Source organism: Halodesulfurarchaeum formicicum, assembly GCF_001886955.1.
Lineage (GTDB): Archaea > Halobacteriota > Halobacteria > Halobacteriales > Halobacteriaceae > Halodesulfurarchaeum > Halodesulfurarchaeum formicicum.
This window is the reverse complement of the sequence record NZ_CP016804.1, coordinates 276,398-296,173: the sequence shown is the minus strand read 5'-3', so window position 1 is coordinate 296,173 and position 19,776 is coordinate 276,398. Positions and strand designations below refer to the sequence as shown.

The 19,776-nt window shown below is 64.9% G+C and carries 22 protein-coding genes; 17 read left to right on the top strand and 5 right to left on the bottom strand.

Annotation, left to right across the window (positions count from 1 at the left end; genetic code table 11):
- The first annotated feature begins 101 nt into the window (after positions 1 to 101).
- Complete coding sequence (gene radB, locus HSR6_RS01460) at positions 102 to 797, top strand: DNA repair and recombination protein RadB (RefSeq protein ID WP_070365891.1); 696 nt, start codon at positions 102 to 104, stop codon at positions 795 to 797.
- 147 nt (positions 798 to 944) lie between these two features.
- Here radB and HSR6_RS01455 read toward each other — a convergent pair whose 3' ends face one another.
- The gene (locus HSR6_RS01455) at positions 945 to 2,201 is read right to left on the bottom strand and encodes an RNA-guided endonuclease InsQ/TnpB family protein (RefSeq protein ID WP_071932607.1); all 1,257 of its coding nucleotides are present in this window, start codon (positions 2,199 to 2,201) and stop codon (positions 945 to 947) included.
- Positions 2,202 to 2,401: 200 nt separating this feature from the next.
- Between HSR6_RS01455 and HSR6_RS01450 the strand changes: the two genes are divergently transcribed.
- Both HSR6_RS01450 and HSR6_RS01445 read left to right on the top strand, forming a co-directional pair.
- Positions 2,402 to 2,677, top strand: a complete 276-nt coding sequence (locus HSR6_RS01450) for an AbrB/MazE/SpoVT family DNA-binding domain-containing protein (protein WP_071932606.1) — start codon at positions 2,402 to 2,404, stop codon at positions 2,675 to 2,677.
- Positions 2,674 to 3,075, top strand: coding sequence for a hypothetical protein (locus tag HSR6_RS01445; RefSeq protein WP_071932605.1), 402 nt, complete (start codon positions 2,674 to 2,676; stop codon positions 3,073 to 3,075). Before HSR6_RS01450 ends, HSR6_RS01445 begins: the two co-directional genes overlap by 4 nt.
- A gap of 65 nt (positions 3,076 to 3,140) precedes the next feature.
- Here HSR6_RS01445 and HSR6_RS01440 read toward each other — a convergent pair whose 3' ends face one another.
- Complete coding sequence (locus HSR6_RS01440) at positions 3,141 to 4,283, bottom strand: CBS domain-containing protein (RefSeq protein ID WP_071932604.1); 1,143 nt, start codon at positions 4,281 to 4,283, stop codon at positions 3,141 to 3,143.
- A gap of 113 nt (positions 4,284 to 4,396) precedes the next feature.
- On the opposite strand from HSR6_RS01440, the gene HSR6_RS01435 reads away from it, so the two are divergent.
- The 11 genes from HSR6_RS01435 to carB all read left to right on the top strand — a co-directional run bounded on the left by HSR6_RS01435 (position 4,397) and on the right by carB (position 15,504).
- Entirely contained in the window at positions 4,397 to 5,704 is a 1,308-nt protein-coding gene (locus HSR6_RS01435) for an NAD(P)/FAD-dependent oxidoreductase (RefSeq protein WP_071932603.1), read from the top strand.
- A 49-nt stretch (positions 5,705 to 5,753) separates the two neighbouring features.
- The gene (locus HSR6_RS01430; protein WP_071932602.1) at positions 5,754 to 5,993 is read left to right on the top strand and encodes a CDGSH iron-sulfur domain-containing protein; all 240 of its coding nucleotides are present in this window, start codon (positions 5,754 to 5,756) and stop codon (positions 5,991 to 5,993) included.
- Between the two features lie 21 nt (positions 5,994 to 6,014).
- Positions 6,015 to 6,704, top strand: a complete 690-nt coding sequence (locus tag HSR6_RS01425; protein ID WP_071932601.1) for an MBL fold metallo-hydrolase — start codon at positions 6,015 to 6,017, stop codon at positions 6,702 to 6,704.
- Positions 6,705 to 6,748: 44 nt separating this feature from the next.
- Positions 6,749 to 8,014 carry an NAD(P)/FAD-dependent oxidoreductase gene (locus HSR6_RS01420; RefSeq protein ID WP_070364268.1) on the top strand — a complete coding sequence of 422 codons (1,266 nt, stop codon included), beginning with the start codon at positions 6,749 to 6,751 and terminating at the stop codon, positions 8,012 to 8,014.
- A 40-nt stretch (positions 8,015 to 8,054) separates the two neighbouring features.
- A complete protein-coding gene (locus HSR6_RS01415) occupies positions 8,055 to 8,462 on the top strand; it encodes a DUF7124 domain-containing protein (protein ID WP_198400424.1) in 408 nt (135 codons plus the stop codon).
- The gene (locus HSR6_RS01410) at positions 8,459 to 9,001 is read left to right on the top strand and encodes a DUF5815 family protein (protein WP_070364267.1); all 543 of its coding nucleotides are present in this window, start codon (positions 8,459 to 8,461) and stop codon (positions 8,999 to 9,001) included. The genes HSR6_RS01415 and HSR6_RS01410 overlap by 4 nt, the downstream gene beginning before the upstream one ends.
- A gap of 48 nt (positions 9,002 to 9,049) precedes the next feature.
- Positions 9,050 to 10,495: an aminodeoxychorismate synthase, component I gene (gene pabB / locus HSR6_RS01405; RefSeq protein WP_071932600.1), complete on the top strand. Its 1,446-nt coding sequence runs from the start codon at positions 9,050 to 9,052 to the stop codon at positions 10,493 to 10,495.
- Positions 10,492 to 11,088 (top strand): anthranilate synthase component II, encoded by a 597-nt coding sequence (locus HSR6_RS01400; RefSeq protein WP_071932599.1) that lies wholly within the window; start codon positions 10,492 to 10,494, stop codon positions 11,086 to 11,088. The genes pabB and HSR6_RS01400 overlap by 4 nt, the downstream gene beginning before the upstream one ends.
- Positions 11,073 to 11,939 (top strand): aminotransferase class IV, encoded by an 867-nt coding sequence (locus HSR6_RS01395; RefSeq protein WP_070364264.1) that lies wholly within the window; start codon positions 11,073 to 11,075, stop codon positions 11,937 to 11,939. The genes HSR6_RS01400 and HSR6_RS01395 overlap by 16 nt, the downstream gene beginning before the upstream one ends.
- 23 nt (positions 11,940 to 11,962) lie before the next feature.
- A complete protein-coding gene (locus HSR6_RS01390) occupies positions 11,963 to 12,208 on the top strand; it encodes a DUF7385 family protein (RefSeq protein ID WP_071932598.1) in 246 nt (81 codons plus the stop codon).
- Positions 12,209 to 12,285: 77 nt separating this feature from the next.
- Positions 12,286 to 15,504 carry a carbamoyl-phosphate synthase large subunit gene (gene carB, locus HSR6_RS01385; protein WP_199399066.1) on the top strand — a complete coding sequence of 1,073 codons (3,219 nt, stop codon included), beginning with the start codon at positions 12,286 to 12,288 and terminating at the stop codon, positions 15,502 to 15,504.
- On the opposite strand, the gene HSR6_RS01380 is transcribed toward carB, so the two are convergent.
- The gene (locus HSR6_RS01380) at positions 15,505 to 16,065 is read right to left on the bottom strand and encodes a DUF1684 domain-containing protein (protein ID WP_070365889.1); all 561 of its coding nucleotides are present in this window, start codon (positions 16,063 to 16,065) and stop codon (positions 15,505 to 15,507) included.
- Between the two features lie 65 nt (positions 16,066 to 16,130).
- Positions 16,131 to 17,198 (bottom strand): glutamine-hydrolyzing carbamoyl-phosphate synthase small subunit, encoded by a 1,068-nt coding sequence (gene carA, locus HSR6_RS01375; protein WP_070364261.1) that lies wholly within the window; start codon positions 17,196 to 17,198, stop codon positions 16,131 to 16,133.
- A gap of 96 nt (positions 17,199 to 17,294) precedes the next feature.
- On the opposite strand from carA, the gene HSR6_RS01370 reads away from it, so the two are divergent.
- The 3 genes from HSR6_RS01370 to HSR6_RS01360 are packed head-to-tail and all read left to right on the top strand — an operon-like array spanning position 17,295 to position 18,927.
- Positions 17,295 to 17,708 carry an Lrp/AsnC family transcriptional regulator gene (locus HSR6_RS01370; RefSeq protein WP_070364260.1) on the top strand — a complete coding sequence of 138 codons (414 nt, stop codon included), beginning with the start codon at positions 17,295 to 17,297 and terminating at the stop codon, positions 17,706 to 17,708.
- A 41-nt stretch (positions 17,709 to 17,749) separates the two neighbouring features.
- Entirely contained in the window at positions 17,750 to 18,319 is a 570-nt protein-coding gene (idi, locus tag HSR6_RS01365) for an isopentenyl-diphosphate Delta-isomerase (RefSeq protein WP_070364259.1), read from the top strand.
- 23 nt (positions 18,320 to 18,342) lie between these two features.
- The gene (locus HSR6_RS01360; protein WP_070364258.1) at positions 18,343 to 18,927 is read left to right on the top strand and encodes a MogA/MoaB family molybdenum cofactor biosynthesis protein; all 585 of its coding nucleotides are present in this window, start codon (positions 18,343 to 18,345) and stop codon (positions 18,925 to 18,927) included.
- On the opposite strand, the gene HSR6_RS01355 is transcribed toward HSR6_RS01360, so the two are convergent.
- Complete coding sequence (locus HSR6_RS01355) at positions 18,921 to 19,763, bottom strand: VOC family protein (protein ID WP_071932596.1); 843 nt, start codon at positions 19,761 to 19,763, stop codon at positions 18,921 to 18,923. The two genes, HSR6_RS01360 and HSR6_RS01355, sit on opposite strands and share 7 nt — an antisense overlap.
- Between the last annotated feature and the right edge of the window lie 13 nt (positions 19,764 to 19,776).

Below are 19,776 nucleotides of genomic sequence, written 5' to 3'. Positions count from 1 at the left end.
GTCGCCCTGTGGGGATGTGTTACAGTGCGATTGGTAGACGGATGAACGTTGCGCCGGGCAACACCGGGGGCTTTTCAACCGATGGCGACCAACTCCCGCCCGTGACAGACGACGTGCCCACCGGCTGTGGGGCTCTCGATGACCTCCTCGGTGGCGGGTTCGAGCGCGGGACGGCGACCCAGCTCTATGGCCCGCCCGGCGCGGGCAAGACCAACCTCGCGTTGAGCGCCAGCGTCGCCGTGGCGAAGGCGGGCGGTGAGGCCCTCTACGTCGACACCGAGGGCCTGTCCGTCGAGCGCTTCGAGCAGATCCTGGACGGCCAGACCGACGAGGCCGAGGCCGTCGCGCGGAACATCGTCGTGACCGAGGCGACGGACTTCGAGGAGCAGGCCGAGGCGGTGCGGGACGCCGCGGAGTTCGCCGAGCGGATGGACCTGATCGTCCTGGACAGCGCGACGGGCTTCTACCGCCTGAAGCGGACCGGCGACGCGGAGCGAGGGGACACACTGCGGGCCGTCGCCGACCAGGTGACCCACCTGCTCGCGCTGGCCAGAAAGCACGATCTCGCGGTCGTGCTCACGAACCAGGTCTTCAGCGATCCCGAGAGCGAGTCGGGCCGACCCAAACCCCTGGGCGGGCACACCCTCTCGCACTGGACCGGGACGATCGTTCGCCTCGACCGCTACAAGGGTGGAAACCGGCGGGCGATCCTGGAGAAACACCGGGCCAAGCCGGAGGGCGAGCAGGCGGACTTTCAAATTACTGGCGCGGGGATCGAAGACGCCGAGCGACGGTAGGTTCATCGACCCCCCGGGGGTTTTCGGGCTATTGTGGGTCGACGAAACTACTAACAGCCAGCGGGGAGTAGCAGGGCGCAAGTGGCCGGTTTTGGCCATGGTTTCAGACGGACCCTAGTGGGGGTCAACTACCCCACCCTACTTCGCTCAGTCAGAAGACTTCGCTCGTGGAGGGTGGGGCTTGTCCGTGAACTCGGCCTCAAACCCGTCCGGGTAGGCAGTAAATCCGCCGTTCGGCGTCACTGTTCCAGACTTTAGGGCGAGTTGACTGTCGCCCGTCCGCCGAGACGACTGTTGGCCCCGACGGACATAGCGCATACCGATGTTCTTCGCCGCATTGTAATCTGCGTTCGCTTCTGTCCCGCACTTCTGACAGCAGAAATCGTTGCGAGTTGAGCGGTTCTCGTCTGCCGTGAATCCACACTCTGCACACCGTTTCGACGTGTATGCTGGCCCAACTTGTTTCACGGAGATTCCAACTGCCTCTGCTTTGTAATCGACTTGCTCGTAGAGCGTGCGGAACGCCCACTTATGGCCCCACGACGCCCCCGTTTGCTCACGGATATGCGTCAAGTCCTCGAACGCAATCACATCACACTCGTACCGACGTGCTTCGTCAACGATGGCGTTCGACGCCCGGTGTAACACGTCGCGAATGTACTGCAGTTCCCGGCCACTCAACTGTTCGAGTGTCCGGTGGGCGCTTCGTGTCCCGGTCTGTTGCAAGCCGGTGCGTACCTTCTCGAACTCGCGAAGGTCGTGGGTTAGCTCTCGCCCGCTGAAGAAATAGGCAGTGCTGGTGACGGCAAGGTTCTCGATGCCGAGGTCAACCCCGAGGACCGTTCCGTCCTCGGCGGTGTCCCGTTCGGTATCGGTCTTGTGTCGACGGAAACCGATATGTAAGAAGAAGTCACCGTCACGAGTGGTTAGCGTGCTTTCGGTGACGTTCCACTCCTCTGAATCAAGGTACTGTCGCTGGTAGCCGTCGTCGTCCTCGGGCAAGGCAAGTTCACATCTGACGCGACTCTCTGTGGTTGCGAGAGATACTGTATCGTCCTCAAACAGCGTCATCGTCCGAGTGTCGTATTTCACCGTCGGAGCGCTGAAGGTCGGTTTGGTAGCCTTCTTGCCCTTAGACCGGCGTTCGATACAGCCGGTGATGGCTTGTGCGGCTTGGTGGGTAGCAAGAATCGCGTGCTGACTACTGAGGTCGGTTTGCTCACGCACGTCGTCGTAGGCGAGGGGCTGTACATCGCTTTTTGCGTTGCACTTACCCCACGCCATGTCCGTAGCGAGTTGGCAACCACGTTTCCACTCGGTGATGGTATCTTCGAGCAGATCACGTTGCTCGTCAGTCACCAAGAGGCGAGTGATTGCCGTCCGACGCACATAGTCCGTTGCCACAGTTTCAATGTTTATCTGCGGCTACTTAAATTCCGGTGTGTGTAGCTTATGCGAACGCGCTCCTCCCCTCTCTACCCGCTCTCTTCGGTCACTCCTTGAGGGATGGGGCTCCGCGCTACCGCTTCAGTTAAAGTAACACAGCGTGGAAACGACCAACCCGCCGAACGTTTTAATGGTACTACGGCCCGTAGTACTTGATAATGAGTACGGGGAACGATATCGAGAGCGAAACGACCCGTATCACCCGGAAGGGCCAGGTGACGATCCCAAAAGCGTTCCGCGACGAGCTTGGCCTCGATGAGGGAGACGAAATCCGCTGGGAAAAGACCGAAGACGGGATTCGGATCAAGAAGGCGACGGGCTCGGCGGGACGTGGCATGTTAGTCGAAGACGTTGCGGCAGAAAAACGCGAGGAGATGGCCGAAGAGATGGCGGCCGAGATCCGCAAGAAGCGTCGGACGGAGTGGCATCCGTGACTCGCTACACCGTCGACGGCGTGGCTATGGCCCACTATCTCGTCGATCGACTGCCGGCAGCCGCAGACGAGGTTTTCGAGCGGGCCGAACAAGGGATCGACGTGCTCGAAGCACCAACAGTGGCCGTCAGCGAAGCCATCTGGGCTGCATCGAAGAAGGGGAAAATCGCGGGCATCGAGGTCGACGTTTCGGCGAAGGAAGTGCTGGGCGGGCTCGTGAACGACGGCCCGGTTCAGGTCGCTCCGAGCGACGAGCAGGACCTCGCGGTTTTTGCCAGCCTCGTTACCCACCACACGCTACACGACGCCCTGCTGATAGCGAATCATCGAGTCCGGGACACCGAAGCGATCGTCACCGCTGATGTGGAGTTCGCGAGCGAGACGACCATCTGGAAGTGAGTTGAAGCGGGGAACTCTGGAGAATTACCACCCAAAAAAAAACCTGCGCCGACCGGAGCCGCCGTCTACAGTTCGTTCAGCTTGCGAAGCAACTGGCCTTCGTACTCCTCGTCCGCGCGGATGTCCTTGAGTTCGAGGACGTTCCGCTCCAGCTTGTCCATCGCGACGTGGAAGGCGTTGTCGGAGCCGTAGCCCTCACCCGTACCGGCGACCTGCCCGCGGTTGGTCCGGAGCCGGATCTGGGCCTGAATCAGCGGCGTGCCACGGAGCTTCTCGTTGTGCTTGTGGAACCGCACGTGAGCGTGCTGGACCTGCATGTCGCTGTACTTGTCCGCCGCGGCGGTGATGCGCTCGCGGATCTCCGCGCGGGAGAGGGTATCGAGCAGGTCGATGTTGGTGATCTGCACGTCCATCTGCTGCTCTTCGGTGAAGGTCAGCGCCCGCAGCACGTCGGTCTTGGTCACCACGCCGTCGACCCGTCGGTCGTCGTCGGGATCGGTAACCACGACGCCGCCGATATCCTCCGCGAGCATGGTCCGCACGGCGTCCTCGACGGAGACCGTCGGCGTGACCGTCTCGACCGGGTTGGACATCATGTCGTACACCGGCAGGTCCAGCACCCGCTCGACCTCGCCGCGGCGGTCCCCCACCGTCGCCTTGGACATGTCCCGGATGACCACGTTGACCACGTCGTGGACGGTCACGACGCCGGTGAGGTCACCCGCGTCGTCGAGAACGGGCAGCCGGGAGATGCCGTTCTCCCGCAGGCGGTTGATGACCTGCCCGACCGTGTCGCTTTCGGTGACCGTGACGATGTTCGTGGAGTAGATGTCGGCCACGTCCAGGGCATCGAGGTTGTCGAGCACCGCCTCCAGGATCAGATCCTCGGTGACGATCCCCCAGAGGGAGCCGTCCTCGAAGACCGGGGCCACCTTGGTGTTGCCCTCGACCAGCATCCGAGCCGTCTCTCGGATGTCCTCCGTGCGAGACACCTTCGGAGCGTGTTTTGCCAGCGCCTCGGCCTTGGCGTCGTCCTCGACGTGGGACTGGAGGAGCTGTCGTTCGGTGATCACGCCGCGGTACTCGCCGTCCTCGATAACGATGATCCCCTTGGGGTGTTCCTGCTCGAAGATAGATCGCACCTTCCCGAGTCGTCGGTCGACGGGCACTTCGATGTAGTCCGCCGTCGCGATGTCGGCAATATCCATAGTGAGTGGGCAAAGATTCGACCGGGAGAGGTTTTAAGGTTTGTTTTGAAATCGCAACCAGTCCAACCGGCCCGATCACAATCCTATTCCACCCGGCTCGCGGAGGATGGAGTATGATCGCTATCGTCGGGGGTGGCATCGCGGGACTCGCCGCCGCCTATCGGCTCCGGCAGGCCGGCCGGGAGGTCCGGGTTTACGAGGCCGCCGAGGCCGTCGGTGGGCTGGCCGGGACCTACGAGACCGCCGGGGACCCAATCGAGCGGTACTACCATCACCTCTCGAAGTCCGAGGAGCGGATCGTCGAGTTGATCGACGAACTGGGGCTCGGACCCGACCTGCAGTGGCCGATCGGCAAGAACGCCTACTACATGGACGGGACGGTCTATCCGCTGGATACGCCCTGGGAGATCGCCGCCTACCCATATCTGAGCGTCTATGACACGTTCCGGCTCGGGATGCTCGTCCTGGGGGTGGACATGCGGGGTGGGATTCCCAGCCCCGGGGCGTACGAGGACCTGACCGCCTACGAGGACGTGCCGATCGAGGACTTCGTCCGTGAACACACCACCGACGGCGTCTACGAGAACTTCTTCGAACCGCTCCTGGAGGCCAAGTTCGGCGAACGAAAGACCGAGGTAAGCGCGGCCTGGCTTCTCGGGCGAGTCCGCTTCCGTGGCGAGCGGGACCTGCTGCGTGGCGAACCGCTTGGCTACCTCGACGGGGGCTTCGGCCGGCTGATCGACGCCCTCGTGGACGCGATCGGCGAGGAACACGTCGTCACGGGCACGCGCGTGACGGCTGTCGAAGTCGACGACAGCGTCCAGTCGATCACCGTCGAGGGTGCGGAATCCGGCACTCGCGAGGTCGAGGCCGTGATCGTCGCGACGATGCCAGACGTCCTGGCTGATCTGACCGGCTACGAGAGTGACGTGTCCTTCCAGGGGACGGTCTGTTCGGTGGTCTCGATGGACGAACCGCTGACGGATACCTACTGGCTGAACATCGGCGACGAGGCTCCCTTCGGCGCGCTCATCGAGCACACGAACTTCGTCGACCCCGAGCACTACGGCGGGGAACACCTGCTCTACGTGCCGAAGTACGTCCAGTCGATGGACGACCCGCTGTGGGAGCAAACTGATTCGGAGATCGAATCGACGTGGCTCGCGGGCATCGAGTCGCTGTTCCCCGATTTCGACCGGGAGGCGATCAACTGGATCGAGACGAGTCGAAACCGGCGAACGGCCCCGGTCTACGAGCGCGGCTACCTGGAGACGGTGATTCCCTTCGACCTTCAGGCCGCTGTCGGCGAGGGAGTCTACTACGCCGGCATGGCCTCCCGGGCGCAGTACCCCGAGCGGAGCCTGGACGGCGGGGTCGTGGCCGGAGAGACCGTCGCCGACCTCGTACTGGCCCAGGAATAGCCACGTTTTGTCATCGGAGTATAAGTATCGGGCCAGCGAAACAGGTGGTATGGCCCGCGAAATCACCCACGAAGCCACCGGCCCGAAGATCATCGACGAAGAAGACATCGATCCCGAGAAGGGGAACGTCGCCATCTGCATGTGTGGCCTGTCCGCCGACTACCCCTTCTGTGATGGTTCACACACCGCAACCCGTGACGAGGAGCCGGACACACACTACAAATACGAGGGCGACGATGACGAGGGCACGCGCCGGACCATCGCCGAGATGGTCTACGCCGAGGAGTAGCCCGGGTCGGCTTTCTCGTACATGGCACGCCAACTCACTGACGAGGTCTGGCTCGTCGAACGGCCCCGGGTCAACGTGTCGCTCGTCGATGACGACGTGCTGACGCTAATCGACGCGGGGCTCCCCTGGGACGGACCGGCGATCCGCGAGGCCGTCCGGGAGATCGGGTTCGATCCGGATCGAATAAAGCGAGTCCTCGTGACACACTTCGATCTCGACCACGTCGGCGGTCTGCGAGCGTTCCCCGAGGCCGAAGCGATCCACGTCGGGCGAGCGGACGCCGACTACGTGCGCGGGGACCTGACTCCGAGACTCAGCGATCGGAAACGGCTCTTCCAGCGCCTGACCGAATTCTTCCGAAAGCCTCCCCAGGTCCCGGTCTCACCAGTCGAGGACGGCGAGACGATCGGATCGTTCACCGCGGTCCACACGCCCGGCCACACGCCAGGCCACACCGCCTACTTTAGCGAGAAACTGGACGTGGTTTTCGTGGGCGATCTGGTGTTCAGCGACGGCCAGGCCCTCTCGCTGCCGCCCTGGTATCTGAGCCAGGATACCGACCAACTCCGGGCGAGTGTGGACGCGCTAGCGAGCCGACTCCCGCCAATCGAGGTGCTCGTCTCCGGCCACGGCGAGCCGCTGGTGACCGGAGGGTCCCAGACCCTCCAGAACATGGCTCAAGAAACGTGTGGGTCCGGCGGGAACGGCTGACTGATATAGCAATCCACTTTAGGGGCGACGGTGAAGGGCCGAATATGAGCGCGTCGTACGTAATTATTGGCGATGGTATCGCGGGCAGCACCGCGGCCGAGACACTGCGAGAGCACGACGACGAGGCGGACATCACCGTCATCACCGACGAGGGCGAGGCCCTCTACAACCGGATTCTGATCAAGGAGTTCGCGAAGGGCAAGATGCCCGAGGGGCCGGTCTCGATCCACGACGGCGACTGGTACAGCGAGCGGGACATCGACCTGCAGCTGAACACCCACGTCACGCAGGTCGACGACGAGGCCCACGAGGTTCACACCCACACCGGCGACACCATCGAATACGACAAGCTGCTTGTCGCCACGGGTGGCACCCCGACCCAGCTCCCCGTCCCGGGCAGTGACGCCGAGGGCGTCCATCACTTCTGGACCTTCGAGGACGCCCGTGGCATCCGGGAAGGGATGGAAGCCGCAGACGACGCCGTCATCGTCGGGGCCGGCCTGCTCGGCATCGACCTGGCTGCGATCGCCGGCGCACACGACGTCGAGAACGCCCGGTACATCATGCGTGGCAACCGCTGGTGGCGCTACGCGCTGAGCCTGGAGGGGGCCGAGATCATGCACGACGCGATGCGGGACCTGGGTGTGGAACTCGTTCTGGAGTCCGGCGTCGAGGAGTTCGTCACGGACGAGGACGGCCACGTCGAGGCCACCATCGACGCCAACGGCGACCGCTACGAGAGTGACTTCGTGGGCGCGGCCATCGGCCTGAACTTCAACACGGAACTGCTCCAGGGGACGGCCGTCGAGGCCGACAGCGACGGGATCCACACGGATTCGTACATGCGGACCGACGCCGAGGACGTCTATGCGGCCGGTGACATCGTGGTCTTCGAAGACCCGATCGTCGGCCGCGAGGCCCAGAACGGCTCCTGGGGCTCGGCGAAGGAACAGGGCGACCTGGCGGCCCGGACGATGCTCGCGGACGCGGGCGAGGACGTCGAGACCGAGGCGTTCCGCTGGGTCTCCTCGTACTCGATCACCCACTTTGACTTCCCGTTCCTCTCCTTTGGCTACCCCACCGAGGGCGACGACGAAGCCGAGCGCAAGTACGACGAGACGACCTGGCGGCGGCTCGCCTTCGAGGACGGCCAGCTGATCGGCGGGGTCCTCATCGGCGACATGGCGGCCCAGTCCAAATTCAAGGCCATCATCAAGAGCGGGGCCGAGGTTGCCGATCAGAAGGACGTGCTCCTCCAGGAGAACTTCGACGTCGAGGACCTGGACGTGGACGTCGAGATCGACGCATAGGGACCGAAGCCGTTTTGCGCGAATCGCCCCCAGTCCAGGTATGAGCATATCGGACGGGGGCGGGATGACACTCGCTTTCGAGCTGTCGGCACTCCAGTCCCTGACGGAACCGGGGACGGCCTTCGCCGACGCTCGGCGCTTTACCGAGTTCACGGGCGTCGTGACCGAGGCAGGCCCGGACCGACTCGCCAGGTTCACCCGCAGGCGACGCATTCGACCGGATTTTACCACTCGTAAGGAGGGCATCCTCGAAACCCTGGAGCGCGTGATGGCGGAGTACGAGGCCGATCGCTACGTCCTGGTCACCGACGGGGAGACCGATCGGGAGCCAGTCGAGGCGGCCGGCTGGGAGTACCTCCCGGTCGAGGAGGCCGCAGCGGCCGCCGACTGGACCGTCGGCGCGCAACGCAAGCCTGACGGGGACGTGGAGCGTACAGACTGGCCATGACGGCCCAGCCCGGCGTCCCGAATCACGAGAGCGACGCGGAGATCGATCTGCCCTGTGGCGAAAAGAAGGCGGTGGCCGACCTCGATCTGGGCATGCGAGAGTTCGACTGTGACTGTGGGGAGACCCATGCGGTCGTGATGGATCCCCACCCGCCGTCCCGGTTCCTGCCGGAGGAGGTAAGTGACATTCTGGCGGAGACAATCGTCACCGAGGGCGGGGAGATCGAGGAGTTCGGCACGATCCCGCTGATGGGACTGGTGATGGAGGCCCACCCGGACCGAATCGTCACTCACGACGCCTCCGAGGACGGGACGACCGGGTTTGCCGTCGCCTGGATCGCCGACTTCGAGGCCCAGCGACTCCACGAGATCGTCGTCGAGACGGTGATCGATCTCATGCAGGAGGCCGTGGAGAACGCCGAGGCGGATTCGGCCGCCGCCAAATTCACCAGGGAGTTGGCGACCTTCGACGTCGAGGAGTTCGTCGCGGACTACCGCGAGCAGCGGGACTTCGAGGACGAGTTCGACGAACCGGTCTGATCGGGGCCAACCCAAAGTGTCTTGAGCCGCGGCCGACCTTCCTCGATTATGCGACCGTTCACGGTATCGACCACCCGATCGGCGTTCGCGGAGCGGGCCGCCGGTGCCCCCGACGGGGCGCGGGTCCCGATCGTCGGTCGGCTGGAGGCGACCCCCTGGATGGCCTACCGCCGGGCTCGTGGGTCCGAGCCCTCCTTCTTCTTCGAGACCTCCGGCGGCCGCGAGGGCTGGGGCTACTTCGGTGTCGAGCCGACCGAATTTCTCACCGTCGACGGGCAGGGAGCCCTCGACCGACTCGAAGCGACACTCGAAACGGAGGCGCTCGTCGAGACCGACTGTGAAATCCCCTATCCGGGCGGGCTCTTCGGCTGGCTTTCCTATGATGTCGTCCGGGAGCTGGAGGAGCTCCCCACGATGGCGGCGGACGATCGGGACCTGCCACACCTCCAGTTCGGTGTCTACGAGGCCATCGCCGCCTGGCGAATGCCCTTCGAGGACGAACTCTTCCTCGTCGCCTCGCCACGGGTCGAGGGGGACCCCGAAGCAGCCTACGACCGCGGCCGCGACCGGCTGGACGCCCTCGCGACGGCCATCCAGGAGGGCGACCCCGCAGTCGGGGCACCCCCGGCGACGGCAGCCACCGCAGCCTTCGAGAGTCGAACCGACCGGGACGCCTACGCCGAGCGGGTCGGACGGGTGAAAAATTACATCCGCGAGGGCGATACCTTCCAGGTCAACATCTCCCAGCGGCTGGAAGCCCCCGCAGCGGTCCACCCGGTCGAGGCCTACGACGCGCTCCGGACGGTGAACCCGGCCCCGTACTCCGGCCTGCTCGAATACCCGGGGGTCGATCTGGTGAGTGCGAGTCCCGAACTCCTGTTAGAACGTGAGGGCGACCGGATCGAGACCGAACCCATCGCTGGCACGCGGCCCCGTGGCGAGACCGAAGCCGAGGACCAACAACTCGAAGCCGACCTCACTGGCGACGAGAAAGAGCGCGCCGAGCACGCGATGCTCGTGGACCTGGAACGCAACGATCTGGGCAAGGTGTCCGAATACGGCACCGTCACCGTCGATGAGTACCGGCGTGTCGATCGCTACTCCGAGGTCATGCATCTGGTCTCTTTGGTCTCGGGCCAACTCCGGGAGGACGAAAGCGTGGTGGATGCCATCCGGGCGGTGTTCCCCGGCGGAACGATCACCGGCGCGCCGAAACCCCGGACCATGGAGATCATCGAGGAACTCGAACAGACCCGTCGCGGGCCGTACACGGGAAGCATGGCCGCGATCGGGTTCGACGGCCGGGCGACCCTGAACATCGTCATCCGGACGCTGGTTCGCCACGCCGACCAGTACCACCTCCGGGTCGGTGGCGGGATCGTCCACGATTCGGTCCCCGACCGGGAGTACGACGAGACCCTGGACAAAGCTCGGGCACTCCTGAACGCCGTCGACGCGGCCCTCGATGCGGGCGCCCTGGAGGTGGAGGAATGAGCGACTGTGCGCCACACCTGCTGGTCGTCGACAACTACGACTCCTTTGCCTACAATCTGGTGCAGTACGCCGGGGAGTTCGCGGGCGAGGTGACGGTCCGCCGGAACGACAAGATCGACCTGGACGGGATTCGAGCCCTCGACCCGGACGGCATCATCGTCTCGCCAGGGCCGGGGATCCCCCAGAACGCGGGGGTCTCGATGCCGATCTTCGAGGAGCTCTCCTATCCCACGCTCGGGGTCTGTCTGGGCCACCAGGCGCTCTGTGCGGTCCACGGCGCGCCGGTGGATCACGCGCCGGGTGTGGTCCACGGGAAGTCCTCGGTGGTGACCCACGACGGCAAGGGGATCTACGCGGCCCTGCCTGCCGAGTTCGAGGCGGGCCGGTATCACTCCCTTGGCGTCGAGCGCGAGAACCTCCCGGACTGCCTGGAGGAGACGGCCTGGACCGATGACGAACCCGAACTCGTGATGGGGGTGCGCCACGCGGACGAGCCTCACTACGGGGCCCAGTACCATCCGGAGAGTATCCTCACCGACCGGGGGAAAGATATCGTTCGCGCATTTATCGCCGAAGTATGCAGTATCACGTAAACGGCGAACTGGTACCCGAAGCCGAGGCGACAGTTTCCGTCGACGACCGGGGCTTTCAGTACGGTGACGCCGGATTCGAGACGCTGCGAGCCTACGGCGGGACCCTCTTCAAGTGGGCGGAACACCTCGACCGACTCCAGAACACCTGTGAGCTGTTGGGAATGCCCGACGTCATTCCCGGGGACCTCCGCGAGCGCGTCGAGGCGACACTCGACGCGAACGACCTGGCAGACGCCTACGTCCGCATGTCGATCACGCGGGGGCGACAGCCAGGGGCGTTGACCCCCCAGCCGGAGGTCGACCCGACGGTGGTAATCATCGTGAAGGAACTCCCGCGGGCGGGCGTCCACGGGACCCCACGCTGGGACGGGCCAGCAACGGTGCAACTCGTCGAAACGCGGCGCAACCACCCCGACGCGATTCCGCCGGGCCTGAAGACCCACAACTACCTCAACGGCATCCTCGCCCGCCTGGAGCTTCGAGCCGCGGACGGCACCATCGAGGCCGACGACGGGATCATGCTCGACACCGAGGGCTACGTGGCGGAGGGGACCACGGCCAACGTCTTCTTCGTCGAAGACGGCGTGTTACACACGCCCTCCCTCGACGGCCCGATCCTGGCCGGCGTGACCAGAGATGTCGTACTCGAACTCGCGGCCGACCTCGACATCCCGGTCGAGACGGGCCGCTACCGCCCGGAGCGCCTGCGGGAGGCCGATGAGCTCTTCCTGACCAACACCACGGGCGAGGTCTGGCCGATCGGCAAACTCGACGACCAGCCCTTCGAAGTGGGCCCGGTGACCGAACGGCTCCAGGCCGCCTACGACGAACTGGTCGAGGCGTTCTACTGACGGGGACAAACACACTACAATCGATGGAGACCCTTGACCTGTCAGACGGCTTTTCGATCCACGACTATCGCCACGGGCTCAAGTTGCTTCGCCAGGACGGGGAGCGGACGCTGCTCGAAAACCGCGCGGAGTATGCCTGCCCGGCCTGCGGCGAACCCTTCGAGCGACTGCTGGTGACCGAAAATGCGGTCCACTCCTTCCAGACGCCGCCGTCCGGACCGATCTGTCTGGCCCGCACGGGAGAGAAACTGCTCGTGCTGACCCACTGACTTCGAATTTCGAAATCGAGTTGCGAAAACTGGAATCTATCGCCGGACTTATTACGATGTGCGGGTTTTCATCGGTAATGCCAGACGACCGGACCGTACTTCTCATCGGAAGTGGGCCGATCCAGATCGGACAGGCTGCCGAGTTCGACTACTCCGGTGCACAGGCCTGCCGAGCCCTCCAGGAGGAGGGCGTCCGGGTCGTCCTCGTGAACTCCAACCCGGCGACGATCATGACCGACCCCGAGATGGCCGATAAGGTCTACATCGAGCCGATCACCACCGAGGCCATCGCGGAGGTCATCCGGAAGGAAAGTCCGGATGGCGTCATCGCCGGGCTGGGCGGCCAGACCGGTCTGAACGTCACCGCCGAGTTGGCCGAACAGGGCGTCCTCGAGGAACACGACGTGGAGATCATGGGGACCCCACTCGATACGATCTACGCGACCGAGGACCGCGAGCAGTTCCGCGACCGGATGCAGAACCTCGATCAGCCGGTCCCGAAATCGGTCACCATCGAATCCATGGACGAGATCGAGGACGCCGTCGACTCGGTCGGCGGGCTCCCGGTCATCATGCGCACGACCTACACCCTGGGCGGGCAGGGATCGGGGGTCGTCCACGACATGGACGAACTCCACCAGCGGGTGAAACGCGGTCTGAATCTCTCGCGGAACCACGAGGTGATGATCACCGAGTCCATCGACGGCTGGGTCGAACTGGAGTATGAGGTGATGCGTGACGCCGCGGACTCCACGATCATCATCTGTAACATGGAGAACCTGGACCCGATGGGGATCCACACCGGCGAGTCCATGGTCGTGACCCCGAGTCAGGTCATCCCCGACGAGGGCCACCAGGAGATGCGGGATGCGGCACTGGAGGTCATCCGCGATCTGGGCATCCAGGGCGGCTGTAACATCCAGTTCGCCTGGCACGACGACGGTACCCCCGGCGGGGAGTACCGGGTCGTCGAGGTCAACCCACGTGTCTCCCGATCCTCCGCGCTGGCCTCGAAGGCGACCGGTTACCCCATCGCCCGGGTGACCGCGAAGGTCGCACTGGGCAAGAAACTCCACGAGATCGAAAACGAGATCACCGGCGAGACCACCGCCGCCTTCGAGCCGGCCATCGATTACGTGGTCACCAAGGTCCCCCGGTGGCCCAAAGACAAGTTCCCCGAGGTGGACTTCGAGCTCTCGACGGCCATGAAATCGACCGGCGAGGCGATGGCCATCGGCCGGACCTTCGAGGAGTCCCTGCTCAAGGCCCTGCGCTCGACGGAGTACGTCCCCGCCGTCGACTGGGGGACGGTCTCGGACGAACAGCTAATCGAGAACCACCTGGAGCGGCCGACCCCGGATCGGCCCTACGCCATCTTCGAGGCCTTCGAGCGGGGCTACTCCTCCGCGGAGATCGTCGAGTGGACCGGCATCGAGGAGTGGTACATCGAGCGCTTCGAGAACGTCGCCGCGGCTGCCATCGACGCCGCAGCCGGCGACTTCGAGACGGCCATCGAGACCGGCTTCACCGACGCCGAGGCCGCAGCGATGGCGACGAGCGGCGAACCCGACCTCACCGCCACCGGTGGCGGGGTCGGCCCGACCGAGGTCGATCTCCCAGGCACGGAGCCGAACCCGGAAGTCAGCGTCGAGACCGCCCACGCCGAAGGGCTCCCCCGGACGTTCAAGCAGGTCGACACCTGTGCGGGAGAGTTCGCGGCCTCCACGCCGTACTACTACTCCTCCCGGTCCCCGAGCGAACGCACCCGCGAGGAGGTCCAGACCGACCCGGACGTCGAGAGTGTCGTCATCGTGGGAGCGGGCCCGATTCGGATCGGACAGGGTGTGGAGTTCGACTACGTGACCGTCCACGCGGTTCGGGCGCTGCGGGAGGCGGGCATCGAGACCCACATCGTCAACAACAACCCCGAGACCGTCTCGACCGACTATGACACCTCCGACGGCCTGTTCTTCGAGCCGATCACCGCCGAGGAGGTCGCGGACGTCATCGAGGCCACGAACGCGGACGGCGTGATGGTACAGTTCGGCGGGCAGACCTCCGTGAACATCGGCGATCCGCTGGCCGCGGAGATCGAACGCCGGGACCTGGACTGTGAACTGCTTGGCACCAGCGTCGAGGCGATGGATCTGGCGGAGGACCGCGACCGATTCAACGTCCTGATGGACGAGATGGGCGTCGAACAGCCCGCCGGCGGAACGGCCACCAACGAAACCGAGGCACTCGACCTGGCCCACGAGATCGGCTATCCCGTGCTGGTCCGGCCGAGTTACGTCCTCGGTGGCCGGGCGATGGAGGTCGTCTACGACGACACCGAGCTCAAGTCCTACATCGAGGAGGCCGTTCGGGTCTCCCCCGAGAAACCGATCCTCGTCGACGATTATCTGGAGGGAGCCATCGAACTCGACGTGGACGCCGTCGCGGACGGCACGGACGTGCTCATCGGCGGCGTGATGGAACACATCGAGTCCGCCGGGGTGCACTCCGGGGACTCCGCGGTGATGATCCCGCCACAGAACCTGGACGACGCGACGATGGCCCGCGTCCGGGAGGTCGTCGAGGACATCGCGACGGCCCTGGAGACCGTCGGCCTGCTCAACGTCCAACTGGCGATCCAGGACGACACCGTCTACGTCCTGGAGGCCAATCCCCGGTCCTCCCGGACGGTGCCGTTCATCTCGAAGGCCACGGGCGTGCCCATCGCGAAGATCGCCGCGAAGGTCATGGCCGGGCAGTCCCTGGCCGAGCAGGGCATCGAAGAGCAGATCCCCGAACAGGTGTCGGTGAAGGAGGTCGTGCTGCCCTTCGATCGGCTCCCTGGGTCCGATCCGACCCTGGGCCCGGAGATGAAATCCACCGGCGAGGTCATGGGCACGGCAGACACCTGGGCCAAGGCCTACCAGAAGTCCCAGATGGCGATCAACAAGCCGATCCCGACCGAGGGCACGGCGCTGATCGACCTGAACAACCCCGAGTTCCCCGATCGGGACAGCCCCGCCGGCCGGGAGCTCATCGAGGGCTACGCCCGGCACTTTGCCATCGCGGACTTCGAGGACGAATCGGACTTCGAGGCGGCCATCGAATCCGGGGAGATCGATCTGATCATCTCGCGGAATCGGGACCCGCTCCAGGTCGCCGTGGAGCAAGACGTTACCTACTTCTCGACCTATCCCTCGGCGAAGGCCGCCCTCGCCGCCATCGAGGCCCAGGACGAACCCCTGGACATCGAATCGGTCTCCGAACGGCCAAAGCGCACCGCGAAGTGGGGCCTGGAGTAGTTAGCGGTCCGGGGCGTGAGGTTCGTCCGGATAGGCCTTCTCGCCCGCTTCGATCCGCACGTCGAGCCAGTTCTCGGTCGGGATCAACGGACACTCGTAGGCCTCGTTGTACGCACAGGTCGGGTTGTAGGCCATGTTGAAGTCGATGAGCCACGTGCCGTCCTCGTAGTGTCGGTCCCGTTCGAGGTCGAGATACCGGCCCGCGCCGTAGGTCTCCTCGCTGTTCGTCTCGTCCCGGAAGGGAACCCAGAGTCGATCCTCGGACGGATCGCCCTTGTACGCCTGGATCGTCACCGTCTCACCCTCGATCTCCAGGTGGAACTCACCCCAGCGCAGGTACTCCTGGGCGTTGCCGGCCGTGGTCTCGACGGTCAGGCTCTCGGGGTCTGCGTGCTCGTGGAGTTCGGCCTCGAAACGCATCGAGGGATCGACCGGGAAGTACTCCAGGCCCGCAAAGTCGGCCTGGGCCGAGCGCGGAATCGGCGACCGTGGGCTCTCCGCGAAGTACTCCTCCTTCTGTTGGCGCTGTTCGCGGACGTGTTCCTCGTACTCGTGTGCCATCAGCACACGATTCGACTGCGCGGAGTAAAGGCCACCGGCTGTCCCCATTCGGGGGACAAAACCGCCTACTGGGTCGCTTCGGGATGGGCGCCGGCCGCGGCCATCGAGAGCACGTCGTCGAAAAAGCCAAGCGTATCGTGGGGGCCGGGATGGGCCTCGGGGTGGTACTGGCGGGTGATGACGTCCATGTCGACGGATTCGGCACCCTCCGGCGTGTCGTCGTTGACGTTGATCTGGGTCACGTCCAGGTCCCCGGCATCCGAAACCATGTAGCCGTGATTCTGGGTCGTCATGACGACCTGGCCGGTGCGCTCGTCCAGGACGGGCTGGTTGACCCCCCGGTGGCCGAACTCCATCTTCTCGGTCTCGCCGTTGACCGCGTTGGCGACGATCTGCATCCCCAGACAGATGCCTGCGATGGGGATATCACCGAGGAAGTGCTCGACCAGGGACTGGGTGGCCTCGTAGTTGGCCGGGTCGCCCGGCCCGTTCGAGATGAAGAGCAGGTCCGGGTCCAGCGCTTCGATCTCGGCAGGCGCGACGTCGTGTGGGAAGACGTGGACGTCCGAGCCACGCTCGTTCAGCGAGGAGATGATGCTCTTTTTCGTTCCACAGTGGATCAACGCGGTGGTCGGCCCATCCCCCTCCGCGGGATACACCTCGACGTCGTCGACGCTGACCATGTCCCCGATGTCCGAAATGTCGCTCATGTGTGGACAGACCGAGAGTTGCTCCCGGGCCTTTTCGGGAGTCGCATCGGGACCGGCGGCGATACCACACTGCATCGCGCCGCCGTCACGAATGTCCAGGACGAGATCCCGCGTGTCTACCGAGTCGACGGCGGGAATCCCCTCCTCCTGAAGCCACACGGCGACGTCGTCGGTGAGTTCGCGGGCGACGACCGCGCTGGGATGGACACGATCGGACTCGAAGCGCTCCGCTCGGACGCCGTAGTTGCCGATCAGCGGGTAGGCGAAGGTCAGTACCTGGGCCTCGTAAGAGGGGTCGGTCAGGCTCTCCTCGTAGCCGGTATACGGCGTGGTGAAGACAAGTTCGCCGTGGGTCTCCCCGGGCGACCTGGCGCGACCCTCGAGGACCTCCCCGGTCTCCAGGGCGATGTAGGCGTCCGACATTACGAGATTCAAACGCTGCGGAGAATATAAGGCTTGCTTTCGTAGCGGAATTACGAAATTCGAAACAGTTTTCGGCCAGGCGACGGAGAGTGGAACATGGACGACCTCGACCGGGAAATTCTGGCCCTGCTTCGACAGGACTCCCGGACCCCCTACACCGAAATCGGCGACATGCTCGATGTCTCGGAGGGGACCGTTCGCAACCGGGTCGATCGGCTGCTCGAGAACGGCACGATCGAGCGGTTCACCATCGCGACCCGCACGGGCAACGTGAAATCGATGGTCGAAGTGTCGGTCGCCGTCGACGTCGACACCCAGGCACTGGCCGAGCGGATGGCCGAGTGGACGGAAGTCGATTTCGTCTGGCAGGTCTCCGGCGAGGAGGACATGGTGTTGATCGTCGACGCGATGGACACCGAGCGGGTGAACGAACTCATCACTCGCACGCGGGAGCAAGCGGAGGTCCGCTCGACCAAGACCCGACTGATCCTCGAAGAGACCCGCGGGTGAGGACCGGTGACTACAAATCCGGGGTGGTCGTTGGCCAATCCATGACCGATCAGAGCGCCCCGAAAGAGCGGTCGGGCGGCGAGGAAGTGATCGCAGTCGACGCGGACGACGAGCCACAGGGCCTCGTCGACCGCCTGGAGGCCCACACCGGTGACGGCATCCGCCATCGCGCCTTTACCTGTATGCTCTTCGACGAGCAGGGACGGGTCCTGCTGGCCCAGCGCGCCCGGAACAAACGGCTCTGGGACACCCACTGGGACGGCACCGTCGCCTCCCATCCCACCGAGGGACAGACCCAGATCGAAGCCACCGAAGAGCGCCTGGAGGAGGAACTCGGGGTGACTCCCGACCAGTACGGCGACCTGGAAATCACCGACCGGTTCGAATACAAACGCTACTACCTCGATGAGGGGCTGGAGTGGGAGGTCTGTGCGGTGCTCACCGCAACCGTAACTGATCCCACCCTCGACCCGGACCCCGAGGAGGTCGGAGGCACCCTCTGGGTCGACTACGAGGACCTCTGGGAGAACCCCCGGAACTACCGCCAGCTTCGAACCTGCCCCTGGTTCGACATCGCGATGCGCCGGGACTTCCGCGGCGATAGCACTTAGGGCGGGGCAACCAAAGACGCGTTATGGTCGACTTTCAAAAGCGGGACACCCAACGCGGTGACACCGAGTCGACGAGCGACTCGGCGACACACGACCACGATCACCACGCCCACGACCGGGAAACCGTGGGCGCGGCAATTCTCACTGTCTCGTCCTCGCGAACCCTCGATGACGATCCCAGTGGCGAAGCGATCCGGGACGAACTCGAATCGGCGGGCCACGAAGTCGTCACTCGCGAACTGGTCCGGGACGACGGCGATCGCATCCAGACGGTCGCGAATCACCTCATCGACCGCGGCGACGTCGACGTGCTGATCACCACGGGTGGCACCGGAGTCACACCGGACGACGTGACCGTCGAGGCCGTCGGGCCGCTCTTCGACAAGCACCTGCCGGGATTCGGGGAACTCTTCCGCCAGGAATCGAAAGCGGAGATCGGTTCACGGGTCGTCGCCACCCGGGCCACCGCCGGCGTCGCCGACGGCGTCCCCGTCTTCGTGCTCCCCGGGAGCGTCGACGCCGTCGAACTCGGGCTCGAAGCGATTATTCTCCCAGAAATCGGGCACCTCGTGGGCCTGGCCCAGCGAGCGGGCCACGCCGATCACTGATCAGCCAGGGACAGTCGAACCCCGATCCCGTCGGGGTCGGTCACCGCGAAACCGTTTTCCCGGCTTTCGACAGCGACCCCGATCGCCTCGAATCGCTCGCGGGCCGCCTCGAGGGCGGCCTCGGTCGGTGTGAGAAACTCGATCCAGTCCAGCCCCCGGCCAGTCGCGGGCTCGGTCCGCTCCTGATAGGTCGTGAGCCCGAGGTGATGGTGGGCGTCCCCGACGGCGAGAAACCGGGCCATGTCGCCGATCTCACGGGAGATATCGAGCCCCAACCCGTCACGATAGAATTCGGTCGCCCCAGCCAGATCGGTGACCTCCAGATGGAAGTGCCCGATCGTCGTCCCCGCCGGGGCGTCGGTCTCGGGTTCGCCAGCCCCACGCAGGGCATCCAGATCGAGCGGCTGGGTCTGCATCGTCACCTCGCCGGCTTCGTTTTCGGGCCAGTCAGCACGGGGCTGGTCGACGAAGAGTTCCACGCCATTGCCCGCGGGATCCGTGAGATACAGCGAGTGGGTCACACCGTGGTCGGTCGCGCCGTCGAGCCGATAGAGGCTCTCGACGCGGTGGAGAGCGGCACCGAGCGCCTCCTGAGACGGGTAGCGGAAGGCCACGTGATAGAGGCCCGCCTGGGCGTCGGTTCGGGGCTCCCGATCGCTCCCGTCCGTGAGTTCCACGAGCGGCGTCTCGCCGGCCCCGAGGGTAGCCGAGGACTCCGTGTACCCGAACTGGTCCAGCCCGACGACGTCCTGGTAGAAGGAACTGACGGCGTAGGGATCCGCGACGGCAAGAGAGAGACGTCCCGGTCGGGTCTGTGCTGGCAGGAACTGGGTCATACGCGAGGATTGG

Excerpts from the sequence above, each read along its gene's own strand:
- HSR6_RS01450 (WP_071932606.1), top strand. The coding sequence starts at position 2,402 with ATGAGTACGGGGAACGATATCGAGAGCGAAACGACCCGTATCACCCGG.
- HSR6_RS01440 (WP_071932604.1), bottom strand. The coding sequence starts at position 4,283 with ATGGATATTGCCGACATCGCGACGGCGGACTACATCGAAGTGCCCGTC.
- HSR6_RS01435 (WP_071932603.1), top strand. The coding sequence starts at position 4,397 with ATGATCGCTATCGTCGGGGGTGGCATCGCGGGACTCGCCGCCGCCTAT.
- HSR6_RS01430 (WP_071932602.1), top strand. The coding sequence starts at position 5,754 with ATGGCCCGCGAAATCACCCACGAAGCCACCGGCCCGAAGATCATCGAC.
- HSR6_RS01425 (WP_071932601.1), top strand. The coding sequence starts at position 6,015 with ATGGCACGCCAACTCACTGACGAGGTCTGGCTCGTCGAACGGCCCCGG.
- HSR6_RS01420 (WP_070364268.1), top strand. The coding sequence starts at position 6,749 with ATGAGCGCGTCGTACGTAATTATTGGCGATGGTATCGCGGGCAGCACC.
- HSR6_RS01415 (WP_198400424.1), top strand. The coding sequence starts at position 8,055 with ATGAGCATATCGGACGGGGGCGGGATGACACTCGCTTTCGAGCTGTCG.
- HSR6_RS01410 (WP_070364267.1), top strand. The coding sequence starts at position 8,459 with ATGACGGCCCAGCCCGGCGTCCCGAATCACGAGAGCGACGCGGAGATC.
- pabB (WP_071932600.1), top strand. The coding sequence starts at position 9,050 with ATGCGACCGTTCACGGTATCGACCACCCGATCGGCGTTCGCGGAGCGG.
- HSR6_RS01400 (WP_071932599.1), top strand. The coding sequence starts at position 10,492 with ATGAGCGACTGTGCGCCACACCTGCTGGTCGTCGACAACTACGACTCC.
- HSR6_RS01395 (WP_070364264.1), top strand. The coding sequence starts at position 11,073 with ATGCAGTATCACGTAAACGGCGAACTGGTACCCGAAGCCGAGGCGACA.
- HSR6_RS01390 (WP_071932598.1), top strand. The coding sequence starts at position 11,963 with ATGGAGACCCTTGACCTGTCAGACGGCTTTTCGATCCACGACTATCGC.
- carB (WP_199399066.1), top strand. The coding sequence starts at position 12,286 with ATGCCAGACGACCGGACCGTACTTCTCATCGGAAGTGGGCCGATCCAG.
- HSR6_RS01380 (WP_070365889.1), bottom strand. The coding sequence starts at position 16,065 with ATGGCACACGAGTACGAGGAACACGTCCGCGAACAGCGCCAACAGAAG.
- carA (WP_070364261.1), bottom strand. The coding sequence starts at position 17,198 with ATGTCGGACGCCTACATCGCCCTGGAGACCGGGGAGGTCCTCGAGGGT.
- HSR6_RS01370 (WP_070364260.1), top strand. The coding sequence starts at position 17,295 with ATGGACGACCTCGACCGGGAAATTCTGGCCCTGCTTCGACAGGACTCC.
- idi (WP_070364259.1), top strand. The coding sequence starts at position 17,750 with ATGACCGATCAGAGCGCCCCGAAAGAGCGGTCGGGCGGCGAGGAAGTG.
- HSR6_RS01360 (WP_070364258.1), top strand. The coding sequence starts at position 18,343 with ATGGTCGACTTTCAAAAGCGGGACACCCAACGCGGTGACACCGAGTCG.
- HSR6_RS01355 (WP_071932596.1), bottom strand. The coding sequence starts at position 19,763 with ATGACCCAGTTCCTGCCAGCACAGACCCGACCGGGACGTCTCTCTCTT.